Annotated in this window: 10 protein-coding genes; 5 read left to right on the top strand and 5 right to left on the bottom strand. The window is 71.6% G+C overall.

Annotated elements, in window-relative coordinates; translation table 11 throughout:
- Positions 1-65: 65 nt before the first annotated feature.
- On the bottom strand, positions 66-1,424 hold the full coding sequence (locus HDA40_RS07035) for an alpha-lytic protease prodomain-containing protein (RefSeq protein ID WP_253753147.1): 1,359 nt from the start codon (positions 1,422-1,424) through the stop codon (positions 66-68).
- Positions 1,425-1,479: 55 nt separating this feature from the next.
- Positions 1,480-2,439, bottom strand: a complete 960-nt coding sequence (locus tag HDA40_RS07030) for a LysR family transcriptional regulator (RefSeq protein WP_253753145.1) — start codon at positions 2,437-2,439, stop codon at positions 1,480-1,482.
- A gap of 17 nt (positions 2,440-2,456) precedes the next feature.
- Between HDA40_RS07030 and HDA40_RS07025 the strand changes: the two genes are divergently transcribed.
- The 3 genes from HDA40_RS07025 (at position 2,457) to HDA40_RS07015 (ending at position 5,306) form a co-directional block, all read left to right on the top strand.
- On the top strand, positions 2,457-3,317 hold the full coding sequence (locus tag HDA40_RS07025) for a serine hydrolase (protein WP_253753143.1): 861 nt from the start codon (positions 2,457-2,459) through the stop codon (positions 3,315-3,317).
- 120 nt (positions 3,318-3,437) lie between these two features.
- Positions 3,438-4,424 (top strand): MBL fold metallo-hydrolase, encoded by a 987-nt coding sequence (locus tag HDA40_RS07020; protein WP_253753141.1) that lies wholly within the window; start codon positions 3,438-3,440, stop codon positions 4,422-4,424.
- Between the two features lie 171 nt (positions 4,425-4,595).
- Positions 4,596-5,306: a GntR family transcriptional regulator gene (locus tag HDA40_RS07015; protein WP_253753139.1), complete on the top strand. Its 711-nt coding sequence runs from the start codon at positions 4,596-4,598 to the stop codon at positions 5,304-5,306.
- On the opposite strand, the gene HDA40_RS07010 is transcribed toward HDA40_RS07015, so the two are convergent.
- A complete protein-coding gene (locus HDA40_RS07010) occupies positions 5,297-6,226 on the bottom strand; it encodes a phosphotriesterase family protein (protein ID WP_253753137.1) in 930 nt (309 codons plus the stop codon). The two genes, HDA40_RS07015 and HDA40_RS07010, sit on opposite strands and share 10 nt — an antisense overlap.
- 554 nt (positions 6,227-6,780) lie before the next feature.
- Here HDA40_RS07010 and HDA40_RS07005 point away from each other — a divergent pair.
- Positions 6,781-10,449, top strand: a complete 3,669-nt coding sequence (locus HDA40_RS07005) for an NB-ARC domain-containing protein (RefSeq protein ID WP_253753135.1) — start codon at positions 6,781-6,783, stop codon at positions 10,447-10,449.
- Between the two features lie 32 nt (positions 10,450-10,481).
- Here HDA40_RS07005 and HDA40_RS07000 read toward each other — a convergent pair whose 3' ends face one another.
- Both HDA40_RS07000 and sigJ read right to left on the bottom strand, forming a co-directional pair.
- A complete protein-coding gene (locus HDA40_RS07000; RefSeq protein WP_253753133.1) occupies positions 10,482-11,351 on the bottom strand; it encodes a M23 family metallopeptidase in 870 nt (289 codons plus the stop codon).
- Between the two features lie 95 nt (positions 11,352-11,446).
- A complete protein-coding gene (sigJ, locus tag HDA40_RS06995) occupies positions 11,447-12,328 on the bottom strand; it encodes an RNA polymerase sigma factor SigJ (protein WP_253753131.1) in 882 nt (293 codons plus the stop codon).
- Positions 12,329-12,447: 119 nt separating this feature from the next.
- On the opposite strand from sigJ, the gene HDA40_RS06990 reads away from it, so the two are divergent.
- A complete protein-coding gene (locus tag HDA40_RS06990) occupies positions 12,448-12,783 on the top strand; it encodes a cupin domain-containing protein (protein ID WP_253753129.1) in 336 nt (111 codons plus the stop codon).
- Positions 12,784-12,790: the final 7 nt, after the last annotated feature.

Here is a 12,790-nt window from a genome sequence, read left to right as displayed (position 1 = left end):
GGGGGATGCCGGCCTGGGCGCTGGTGGACGCCCAGGCCGGCAGGGGGGAGGAAACCGTGAGGTCTCTAGCAGGCGCCGCGGTCGGCCCAGGCGGCCCAGGAGCCGGGCGCGCCGGGTTCGGCTCCGGTGGACCACCAGGTCGACTCCCAGCGACGGCCGTTGTAGGACACGTCGTCGCCGGGGGCGTATCCCGTCGTGGAACTCCAGCCGGGCAGGCCGCCGCAGCCCTGCGGCGGAGTCGTCGGGCCGCCGGTCGGACCGGTGGTCGGCGAACTCGTCGGCGGGGTGGTGCCGGTGACGGTCAACGTGAGGCCGTAGGTCTGGAGGATCTCGTTGACCGGCTGGAAGTAGGTCGTGCCGCCGGAGGTGCAGTCGCCCGAACCACCGGAGGTCACGCCCTGCGCCTGGTCACCGGCGATGAGGGAGCCGCCGGAGTCGCCGGGCTCGGCGCAGACGTTGGTGCGGATCAGCCCCGTGACCGTCCCCTGGGAGTAGGTCACGGAGGCGTTGAGGGCGTTGATGGTGCCGCAGTGCCAGCCGGTCGTCGAACCCGACCGGCAGACCGTCGCGCCGACCCCGGCGGCCTGCGAACCGGCCACCGAGACCGTGCCCGGGTACCGGTTGACCTGCGGCCGCGACGTGTTGCCCGCCGCCGTACGCACCCACGAGTAGTCGTTGCCGGGGAAGCTCGATCCGGCGAACGTGCCACTGGGCTGCGTCGTGGTGGCGCCCGTCGTGCCGCAGTGCCCGGCCGACACGAAGCCCCCGGTCACCGCGAACCCGACCGAGCATCGGGTGCCCGCGCCGATGTAGTACGCGTTGCCGCCGATGACGTCGATCAGCGGCCGAGGCTGCTCCACACTGGACTCGAAGCGCACCGAGTCCGCCGGTACGCCGCTGGCCGCCGCCCAGGCACGGGCCGCGGTGAGGCCGCCGTCACGGTAGAGCACGACGACACGGTTGGTACGCACGTCGGCGTACCAGCCGGGAATCTGGTTGGGCGCCGACGCCGCGCGGCCGGTAAGCCGCCCGGCGTAGGTGAGCAGCCGGGCTTCGCTGCGGTCGACCACGACGGGGACGGCCCCGTCTGCCCGGACGCGAGCGCTGTCGGCGGCGCTCGTCACGCCGACGGTCAGCACCGAGGCGTCCTCGTTGAGGTACGCGCCGCCGAACCGGTCGCCGAGGCCGAGGCGCAGGCGCTCCTCGGCCCGCGCGAACGCCGCCTGGCGACCGAGCCGGGCCAGCGCCTGGTCGGGACTGACGCCCAGGGTGCGGGCGAGTTGCTCGACCATGCTGCGGTCGGCGGCGACCGGCACGGTTGCGGGCGCGCCCGGACCGGCGGCAGCCGCCGACGTGATCACCATGGCGGCGGCCACCGCCGCCACGGCGATCAGACATGTTGTCAGCTTGGATCTGTTGACCATTCCTGGAATCTAGGAATGAAACTGATAACTTTGTATTTCTAAATTGGTTATAGTCTTAACGATAAGACGGCGTGAACACCACGGTCCACGGCCGGGGCGCGGTGACCGGCCCGATCTGTGCCGTCGGGGACGGCCCCGCCAGCGTCTCCGCCGCCACGCGGCCGAACCGTTCGGCCGCCGGATGCGGCGACTGCGCCGGCCAGGCCGCCGACACCGTACGCCGCAGCGGGCTGCCGTCCAGGGCGCGCCAGACGACGCGAGGTTCCCGGCGGGCGGCCGACTCGGGCTCGATCGCGACCCCTCGGCCCGCCAGGACGAGGCCGAGCAGGAACTCCGAGTTGCTCGCGTGGCGTACGCGGTTCGGGACGAAGCCGTTGTCCCGGCACACTTCCAGCACGTGGTCGTGCCAGCCCGGCGCGGTCGCCCGCGGCGGCAGGACGAGATCCTGACCGGCCAGATCGGACAGCCGCACCGTGCCGAGCCGGGCCAGCGGCGACAACCGCGGCACCAGTACACCCAACGCCACCGTGACCGGTGGGCCGAACCGCAGATCCGGCGCGTCGACCGGATGGCTGATCAGGCCGACGTCCAGCCGGGCCTCGGTTAGCAGCCGAACCTGTTCGCCGGTCGTCAGCTCCTGCAGGTCGACGTCGAGCCCCGGCGCCTGTTCGCTCAGTTCACGCAGCAACGCCTGCAACGTCGCCGGCGGGGTGTCCGGCTGCACTCCGGCGCGCAGCGTACCGAGGTGGCCGTCGCGGGCCAGCCGCATCAGCGACCGCAGCCGCTCCTCCCCGGCGAGCAGCGTACGCGCCTCGTCGAGGAGCAGCCGGCCGGCCGCGGTCAGCTCGATCCGGCGGCGCGACCGGTCGAACAGCTCGACCTCCAGCTCCCGTTCCAGCCGCTGGATCGACTGGCTGAGCGGCGGCTGGGCGATGCCCAGCCGGTCGGCGGCCCGGCCGAAGTGCATCTCCTCAGCGGTCACCACGAAGTACCGCAGATGCCGGAAGAGATCCATTCCCCGACAATACGTCGGTGGAGATCTTCGACAAGCTCGACGTGGACGCCTGGCTGCATGCCGTCGACCTCGGCACCGGCCGCGAGATCGGGTTCGGCGCCGACGATCCGGTGGTGATCGCGTCGATCGTCAAGGTGCTGCTGGTCCTGGAGTTCGCTCGGCAGGTCGCGGCGGGCCAGCTCGATCCGGCCGAACGGGTCGTCGTCCGGGCCGCCGACCGGCTCGGCGGCTGGGGCACCGCCGGCTGTGCGGACGACGTCGAGCTGTCGCTGCGCGATCTGGCGTACTTCGCGATGTCGGTCAGCGACAACACCGCCGCCGACCTCCTCGCCCAGCGGGTCGGCCCGGACCTGCTGCCGGTGCTCGCGGCCGAACTGGGGCTGCCTCGGACCCAGGTCATCGGCAGCCCTCGGCAGGTCCTCGAATCGCTCTTCGCCGACGTGGGCGCGCGTGACGCCGACGAGTTCGCGCGCGTCTTCGGCGACCTGCCCGACGATCAGATCCGCGCGCTGCGCGTCTACGATCCCGCCCGGACCAACTCCAGCACGCCTCGCGAGCTGACGCGGCTGCTCACGCTGATCTGGCACGACCAGGCCGGACCGCCGGCGGCCTGCGCGATGGTCCGTGACTGGATGTCCCGGCAACTGTCGCGAACCCGGCTGCCGTCCGGCTTCCCGCCCTCCGTCCGGGTCGCGGGCAAGACCGGCACCCTGCCCGGCCTGCACCTGGAGGCGGGCGTCGTCGAATACCCCGACGGCGGGCGCTACGCGGTCGCGATCGGGGCCCGCACCCGGCGGCCCGACACCCGAGGCATCGACGTGGACCTGGCGATCGGCCAGGCCGCGCGCACAGCCGTCGACACCTTGCGCTCCGTGTGATCAGGGCCTCATCGACTGGTACGCACACCGCGACGGCGCTGGGCCGATACGCGTACGGATATCGTGGCCGCGGTTCGATCGTCTTGGACCCGCCCGCCACGGCGATGCTTGCCTGGGGCCATGGCTTCTTCGACTTCTTCTCGCCGCAGGTTCATCGGATCCGCCGCCCTCGTCGGCACCGGGGCCGCCCTGACCGGCGCGGGCGCTCCGGCCGCCGCCGCCCCGTCACCCGCCCGCCGCACCGCACCCGGTACCGCCGGCGCGACCGGCGCTTCAGCGAAGGCGACGTTCCGCTGGCTGGGCACCTCCGGCTGGCGGATCGACGTCGGAGACAAGACGGTGCTGGTGGACCCCTACCTCAGCCGGTACTCGACGGGCCTGTTCGACGGGCACTTCGATCCGGCGACCGAGTTGATCGTGGACGAGGGGCGGATCGGCGACCATCCCGGCACGCCGGAGACCATCCTCGTCACCCACACGCACTGGGACCACTACAACGACGTCCCGCACATCGCTCAGCGGTCCGGCGCCCGCGTGTTCGGCACCCTGACGGCGTACCACCTCGGGCTGGCTTACCAGGTTCCGGCTGGGCAGCTGAGCCCGGTCAAGGGCGGCGAGGTGATGGACTTCGGCGCGTACACAGTGGAGGTGGCCGGCTCGCTGCACAGCCGGAACGGTTCTTACTCGCTGGCCTTCCCCGGCGTACGCGTGGCGGTGCCGCCCCGGCCGCGGACCGTGCAGGATCTGCCGGAGGGCGACACCCTCGCGTACCAGGTGAGCGTCGCGGGCGGCCCGAAGGTGTTCTTCATGGGCGCCAGCGACTTCGCCGAGCGGAACCTCACCGGGCTCGCCCCCGATGTGGCGATGCTGGCCGTGCCGGCGACCGACGTGACTCACGCGTACGTGCCCCGGCTGCTGGCGGCGCTGGACTATCCGCCGGTCGTGGTCCCGGTGCACTGGGACGACTTCGAGACGGCGTTGCAGAACCCGCCGACGGTCAGTGAGAGCGACCGTCGGCGGCTAGACCTCTTCGTCGCAGCCGTCCGCGCGAATGCCCCGCGTACGCGCATCCTCGTGCCGGAGTACCTGACGCCGTACACGTTCTGAGTGCGTTTGCGGCCGCCCGGACGGCGGGACGGTTCGGGCGGCCGTCAGCATCCACCCGGCCGCCTGCTCCCGCTGCCGCCAGTACGCCGCGAACCGGCCGTCCAGCGCAAGCAGGTTGTCTAGACTGCTAGACTACTGAGAATCAGGCCCGGTCCGTCAAGATGGAGTCTCATGCGAGCCGCTACACCCGCGTACCTCGTGATCGAGCAGGAGCTGCGCCGGATCATCCGGGACGCGCAGCCGGGCGATGCCCTGCCGTCCGATGCGGAGCTGTGCGAACGTTTCGGGGTCAGCCGGATGACCGCCCGGCAGGCGGTGCAGCGGCTGGCCGCCGAGGGATTGCTCTATCGGGTCTCCGGCCGGGGCACGTTCGTCGCGCAGGATCCCGTCCACCAGCGGATGAACCGCCTGTTGTCGTTCACCGAGGAGATGGCCCGCCGCGGGTTGACCGCCCGGTCGGAGATCATCGACTCCGGCGTCCGGGCCGCGCTCGACGAGGAGAGCCGTGCCCTGCAACTGCCGGCCAAGGCGCAGGTGGCGACGCTTCGCCGGATCCGCTTCGCCGACGACGTCCCGATGGCCGTGGAGGACGTGCGGCTGCCCGCCGTCTGCGCCGCTGTGCTGTCCGCCGACCTGGCGACGACCTCGCTGTTCACCGCGCTCGAAGGGCTCGGCCGGGTGCCGACGCGGGCGCTCGGCACGCTGACCGCCGCGCCCGCCGGGACGACCGAGGCCAAGCAGCTCGACGTCGCCGTGGGCGCGCCGCTGCTGGTGGAGCAGCGCACCATTTTGGACCAGCACGGCACGCCGGTCGAGTACACCGAGTCGCGCTACGTCGGCGACCGCTATCGCTTCGACATCGAGTTGCTACGTCAGGACTGAACGAGCGCGACCGCTGGATTCGCGACCATCACTTGCTCCACAAAGGAATTTCCGAGTCGCGCGGCGAGGCGCGGCAAGAACTGCTCGCCCAGCACCGCCATGCCTGGCCCGCCGCCGTAGGCGCGCAGCATGCCCCGCCGTCCGACGTCGGTGCCCAGCAGCAGCCGATCGCCGTGCCCGGTCGCGGCCATCGCCTCGATCAGGTCCAGCAGTGCCGACTCCGGCCGGTGCTTGACCCGCCCGACCGTGTCATAGAGCAGCCAGGCTCCGCGCGCGGCCAGGTCCGCGTGCAACTCCGGATCGGGATTCCGATCCAGATGAGCCAGGAGTACGCGAGAAGCCGGAACCCCGGTCGCGGCGAGCCGATCGAGGATCGCGTACGCCATGGTGCCGATCTCGCAGTGCACCGCGACCGGCACGCCCGCCCGCGCCGCAGCCTGCCCACCCGCCTCCAGCCGGCGTGCTTCGGCCGGGCTGATCCGCTGGTAGGAAGCGCCCAGCTTGACGATGCCGGCCCGATGCGGTGTCGGCGCCGGGCGCGGCCCTTGCCAGTCCCGCGCGTCCATGCCGGTGGTGAGGTCGGCCGTCACCACCTCGGCGAGGACCTCCACGGATTCGCGGTAGACCCAGTGGCCCGCCGGATAGTGGGCGTCGCGGTGGAAGCCGGACGCCGCGACCACATGCACCCCGGTACGCTCACTGAGCGCGGCGAGCTTGACCGGATCGCGGCCGAGCCCGATCGGGGTCAGGTCGACGATCGTGCCGATGCCGGCGGAGCGCACGTCGCCGGCTTCCTCGACCATCCGGTCCAGGTCGTCGAACTCGTCGCCTGGCAGCGCGGGCGTACGCAGGAACAGGTGCTCGTGGGCGTCGACTCGGCCCAACCGGTCCGCCGGGACCGTCCCCAGCACGGTCTGCACGCCCCCGCTCATTTCCCCGCCGCCCCCTTCCTCCCACCCAATCTAGCTGTCTAGACACTATCAGCCGGATGTTTTGGCTGCGGATCACGGTTGTGCATGCCTCCGAGCCCATGGGAGGCATGCACAACCGTGATCCGCAGGGAACGGGTCAGGGGTCAGGACAGGGCGAACTTCTGTGCGCCGCGGCCGTCGCGGAGCCCGCGGAGCCCGACACGAGGGTCGCGGCGACCAGCGCGAGGACGGCCGCGCCGGCCCGTACGCGAGAAAGGTGAGTGGCCATGAAGGCGCCTCTCCGGGAGTAGGGACGGAGGTCATGAGAGCGCTCTCACGGCATGGTCTCCCACTGGAAAGAGACTTGTCAATACACAAGTAGCCTAGGACGCCGTAGGGGATGTGCGCGTCGTGTCGGATGCGCGATTTCGCCCGCAGGCCCATAGACAGCGCCGAGCGACCGGACGCCGTCGCCGCATCGGCCAAGCCCGTCACCGCATCAGCCACGCGGTGTGCGGCGTCCGGGCGTACCGCCGTCCTCAAGGGAGTCTCAGACTCGGGACATGATGCGAGCGGCCGGTCACTGGCTGATCCAGCGGGCGTTCCCCCTTACGGCGTCGGTCGTGATCGGGGTGGCGGCGGTGCTGTGGCTGCCGATCTGGTTGGACCTCGTGGGGCTGATGATCCCTGGTCGGGGCGTACGCCTGGTGCTCGACTGGGTCAGCGATCTCGGCCCGATCGGCCTCGCGGCGGCGGTCTTCGCGGAGACCGACCGGTGGCGGCGGTCGTACGCGCGACGTCAGGCGATGGCGCTCCAACCCGGTACGCAGTCGACTGTGGAGCGGCCGGACGAGCTGGAGGCGATCGTCGCCGGTCTGGTCGGCCCCGCACCGGCGGGGAAGGCTGCCACGACGGTCGGCCTGACGACGGGGGTGCACGGTGCGGGCGGGTTCGGCAAGACGACGCTGGCGCGGATGGTGTGCGCCGACCCGCGGATCCGATCGCGGTTCGGCGAGCATGTCACGTGGGTGACGCTCGGCCGGGACGTCGCCGGTTCCGGCGATCTCGCCGCGAAGGTGAACGAGGTCATCGCGCAGGTCGGGCCGCCGGACGTGGTCGCCGCCTCGTCGGACGCTGGGGAGGCGGGCCGGCAGTTGGCGTCCGTGTTGTCGCAGGGACCGCCCCGGCTGCTGGTGATCGACGACGTGTGGCGGCTGCGGCAGCTCGAGCCTTTCCTGTTGGGTGCCAAGCACTGCGTACGCCTCGTGACGACGCGGAACCAGGAGTTGATGGTCGGCCGGGGGCTGTCGGTGAAGGTCGACCAGATGACCGACGCGCAGGCTCGGCGGCTGCTCGTCGGGGGCCTGACGGCTCCCCTCGGCGGTCCGGTCGAGGACGCGCTGCTGGCCGCGACGGGCCGGTGGGCGCTGCTGCTCAGTCTGGTCAACCGCATCCTGGCCAGCGCCGAGCAGACCGGCGTACGCGATCTTTCGGCGTACGCGTCAGAACTCTGCGCGCGGATCGAGAGTCGCGGACCGGCAGCGGTCGACGCGGTCGGTGACGGGGCGCGCGGGCTGGACGTGTCCGACTCGCGGCAGCGCGCGGAGGCTGTGCAGGCCACCGTGACCGCTAGTACCGAGCTGCTGGAGCCCGACGAGCTGGCGCGGTTGCGGGAGTTGACGATCTTCGCCGAGGACGAGGCGATCCCGCTGGACCTGATCGGACGGTTGTGGGCGGTCGGCGCTGGACTGGCCGAGATGGACACTCGTGCCTTGTGCCGGCGGTTGGCCGGGCTCGGGTTGATCACGCTCGACGCCGACGACGGCGGTCGGGTGGGCATGCACGACGTGCTGCGCGACTATCTGCGTCAGTCGATGGCGTCGGACGAACTCGCCCGGTTGCACGGGCGGCTGCTGGAGATCGTCTCGGCCGAGTTGGCTCGGATCGACGGTGAGCCGGCCTGGTGGCAGCTCGATCATCAGCACCGTTACCTGTGGGATCACGTGGTCGAGCACGTGCGGGGCGCGTCCGGGCCGGCGGCGGCCGAGAAGGTGGCCACCGATCTGCGCTGGGCGACGGCGCGGCTGCTGCGGTCCGGGGCCGAGGCGCCGCAGGCGGACCTGGTCACCGCCGGCACGCCGCGGGCGCTGCGGATGCGCGAGGTTTGGGGGCACAACGCCCATCTGCTCGCGCCGACCAAGCCGCCGGCGTCGGTGAGCGACGTCCTGCTCGCAATCCTCGCCGCCGACCCCGATTGGGCGGATCAGGCCGCGACGCTCCAGGTGGGCGGGGCCGACCGGCCGCGGCTTCGGCTGCGGGATCCGTTCCCGCCGGCCCCGCCCGGCTTGCGGTTCGCGCTCACCGGGCCCGGCACCATCGTGTACGCCTTGGGCATCGCCCCGGACGGCACGTGGCTGGCGGCCGCCCGGAATCGGGTCGTGCGCGTCTGGGACGCCGCGACCGGGCTCGAACGGGCCGCCCTCACGAACGAGGAGCACTTCGTCACGCCGATGCAGATCGGCCCGGACGGGCGCTGGATCGCCGCCGCGTACGCCGACGGTTCGGCGAGGGTCTGGGATGTCGCGTCGGGTCAGCCGATCGCGGTGTTCACCGGGCACGCGGCGCGGATTCGGGACTTGGCCGTCGATCTGGGTGGCCGCTGGGTCGCGACGTGCGACGTGGACGACGTGCTGCGGGCCTGGGATCCGCTGACCGGCCGGGTGCTGTTGCGGGGTACCGGTGTCACCGCCCTGGCGGCGTTGCCGGACGGCCGTCTCGCCTTCGGCCGGACGAACGGCGAGGTCCGGCTCTCGGCGATTCCGACGCCGTGGCAGCAGCCGGCGTTGCGTGGGCACACCGGTGGGGTCGACCAGCTCACGGTCGCGCCCGACGGCACCTGGCTGGCCAGCGTCGGCGGCGATGAGACGGTACGCGTCTGGGACCTGGCCACAGCCACCGAGCGGGCACGCATCACCGGTTGGGAGTCCACTGTCAGGGCCTCGCCCGACAGCCGCACCCTTCTACTCGGTGCGTCGCTGGACGGCGGCCTGCGCAGCTTCGACGCGCTGACGGGGGAGCAGATCCGTTCGTTCCCCGGCCACCGTGGCGCCGTCTACTGCATCACCTTCGCCCCGGACGGCAGCTGGTTCGTGTCGGCGGGGGACGACGGGTCGCTCCGGCTCTGGGCGAGCGAGTCCGGCCGGCCGCTGGGCGTCCTTCGTGGACATTCGCGGTGGGTGGGCGACGTCGCCGTCGGGCCGGACGGGTCCTGGCTGGCCAGTTCGAGCGTCGACGGCACGGTACGCGTCTGGGATCGGGCCGCGGTTGAGCCGCCGGAAACCGAGCCGGTGTACGCCATCGCGTCGGCCGCGCTCTCGCCCGACGGGCGTACCGCGATGATGGGCACTCATTTCGTCGACGCGGTCACCGTCCACGACACGACCGATCTGGGGCAGTCGCAGCGTGACCTCGGCCGGCCGGACGCGCTGGCGATCTCCGGCGACGGGCGGCTGGCCGTCTACACGAAGTGGAACAAGCCCGGGCTGTGGCTGGCGACCTGGGACGGCGTCGGCTACGGGGAGCCGGAGCTGCTCGACGACACGGCCGAGGACGGCCGCGCGTGTTTCGCCGATGACCACCGGCTCGCCCTCCTGGTCGACAAGACCTCCCGGTTGCGTGTCTGGGACTGCGAGACTCGGCAGCTCGTATTCGAACGCCCGGACGTGGCGGCGGCGGCGTTCTTCCCCGGCCGGCGGGCGGTGTTCCTGGCCGCCACCGATCGCACTTCGATGGCAGTGGGCCTCGACGGAACCGTCATCGGCGAGTACGGGCCGTACGCGTACGAGAGCACTGCGGTCGCCGTCGCACCGGTGACGGAGATCGTGGCGGCGGGTGACGGAGCCGGCTGGGTCTGGCTGGACCTCACCCGGGCGGAGGGACGCGGTCACCTCGAAGGCTTCGACGAGGCGATCGTGGCGATGGCCTTCGACCCGGCCGGGATGCTGCTCCTCGCGGGCGGGCGCTACGGGCTGGTCGCCGTCTGGGACGTACGCGGGAGACAGCCGCTCGCGGCGTTCCGCTTCGCCGACGCCGTCCTGGCCGTCTCCTGGAACGCGGACGGGATCGTGGTGGTGACCTACGGCGGGCTGCACCGGCTCGACTTCCTCGGCACGGTCGACCCGGGGTTCGCGAACACTTCCACCACTGAGCCGCGAGAGGCCGGGCAGGACTGATCCTGCCCGGCCTCGCTACCTCAAGGTGTGCGTCACGAGCCGCAGTGCTCGAAACCGCTGGTATAGCTGGTGCTGCCGACGGAGCCGCCCCACTTCACGCATACTCCGGGGGCGCTGCGCTTGACCGGCCCGGCGTAGTAGCTGAAGCTGCCGGAGTCGGTGGTCCGCGTCGAGCCTTCCGGTTCGAGGAACGCCGACACCGCGCTCGCCGTGCCGACGCTCGTGTACTTCAGCGTGACGACGCAGTTGTAGCCGTTGCTCGAGTTGTAGGTCAGGAAGACCTTGCCCACGGTGCCGAGCGCCGCCGAGTCGATGATGTCGTACCCGCTGCCGCAGACCTCCTCGGCGGTGTACGGGTTCGAGCTGCCGCAGCCGTTGGTGCTGGTGACGGCCTTCTTCTGGCCCAGCGACACGGTGACGCCCTCGACGGTCGGGCTGGTGTCGACCGCCCCACCCGAGGTGCGCTGCTCGTAGTGCAGGTGCGGCGCGCTCGAGTTGCCGGTCGAGCCGACGTTGCCGATCTTCGTGCCCTGGCCGACGGACATGCTCGTGCCGGCCGCCTTCACCATCGAGGAGAGGTGGGCGTACCGGGTGCTGGTGCCGTCGCTGTGGATGATCTCCACCCACTGGCCGTAGCTCGTGCTCCCGGCGTTCTTGAAGTACGCCGTGCCGGCCGCGGTCGCGCGTACGGTCTCGAGGTTGATCGCGTCGGTGCCGTAGCTCTGCCAGTCGATCGCGCCCGACGGGCTGTGCCCGGGTGTCCAGTTGTTCGCGTAGAACGTCTTGCCGCAGTCGAACGGCGACTTGTGGGAGACCGCGGCGTGCGCCGGGCTCGGAATCAGGACGGTCAGGAGGGCGGCCGTGGCGATCGCCAGCCCGCCAGCGAGGGTCCGTCGTCTCATAGGACATTCCCCTTCATGTTGCGCCGGTCGGTGCACTCATGAAGGGGAATGTATGTGCGCTGATTACACGTTTCCTACAGGTCGGCTACAGCGGGTCAGGCCCACGGGCGCAGCTTGTCGGGATTGCGGACGGCGTAGAGGCGGCTGATGCGGTCGCCGGCGAACTCGAAGGCCATCACCGTCGTCGTCACGCCGTTCTCCTGCACGACCAGACCGGGCTGGCCGTTGACCGTCCGGGCGACGACCGTCAGGCCCGGCAACTGCGTGGTGATCTCCAGGAGACCGCGCGCGATCTGCTCGGCTCCCTCGATCGGTTCCAGCTTCGCCGTGACGATCCCGCCGCCGTCGGCGACCGCGACGGCCGCCGGATCGAGCAGCCCGATCAGCGCGCCGATGTCCTTGGCCGCCCACGCCGCCTGGAAATCCCGGACGAGGTCGGCTCGCCGATCCGGGGACGTCGGCGGGGCCTCGGGCGTACGCGCGTCGCGGACACGACGGCGGGCCGACGACGCCAGTTGCCGGCAGGCGGCCGGCGTACGCCCGACGATGTCGGCGACTTCGGGGAACGGGTAGCGGAAGACGTCGTGGAGGATGAAGGCGACGCGTTCGGCCGGGGTCATCGACTCGAGCACGACCAGGAACGCGAGGTTCACCGACTCGTCCAGCGTCACCCGGTCGGCGGGGTCGGCCGAAGCCGCCCAGTCCGCCTGCTCCGGCAGCGGCTCGGGCAGCCATTCGCCGACGTAGCGTTCACGCCGGACCCGGGCGGAGCCGAGCACGTCGAGGCAGATCCGGCCGGCCACCCGGGTCAGCCAGGCGGCGGGGTTCTGGATCTCGTCCTGCTGCGCGGCGGACAGGCCGTACCAGCGCGCGTACGTCTCCTGCACGACGTCCTCGGCCTCGGCCAGCGATCCGAGCATGCGGTACGCCAGGTTGATCAGCTGACGCCGCTCGCTCATGAGCACGCTCGGGTCCATCGGTGCCTCCCTCCCCGGCATGGTCCTCGTCAGCTCGACGACGTGGCCCGCCAGGGTGTGAGGTCCACACTATCGCCCTGTTGATCATCACCTGATCATCAGCGGCGTACGCTTCGACGATGCGGATCATCGACGGAGCGGGGCAGTGGGCGCCGCCGGCCCAGGGCACGGCCAACGACTGGGTGGAGAACCTTCGAGTGCCCGACCTGTCCGTCGGGACCTACTGCATTCCCGCCGGGGGAGTGGACGACCAGAGCCCGCACACGGAGGACGAGATCTACGTCGTCACGGCCGGCCGGGCCCGGATCGTCACCCCGGACGGCGCGGCCGAGGTCGGCCCGGGTGCGGTGATCTTCGTCCCGGCCGGAGAGGAGCACCGGTTCACCGACGTCACCGAGGACCTCGCGCTGCTCGTGGTGTTCGGCCCGGCGTACGGGTCGCGCGGGACGGCGTAGCCCGGCA

The organism is Hamadaea flava, assembly GCF_024172085.1.
Classification (GTDB): domain Bacteria; phylum Actinomycetota; class Actinomycetes; order Mycobacteriales; family Micromonosporaceae; genus Hamadaea; species Hamadaea flava.
Note: the sequence above shows the minus strand (reverse complement) of the source record. Positions and strands in the feature narration are given on the sequence as shown.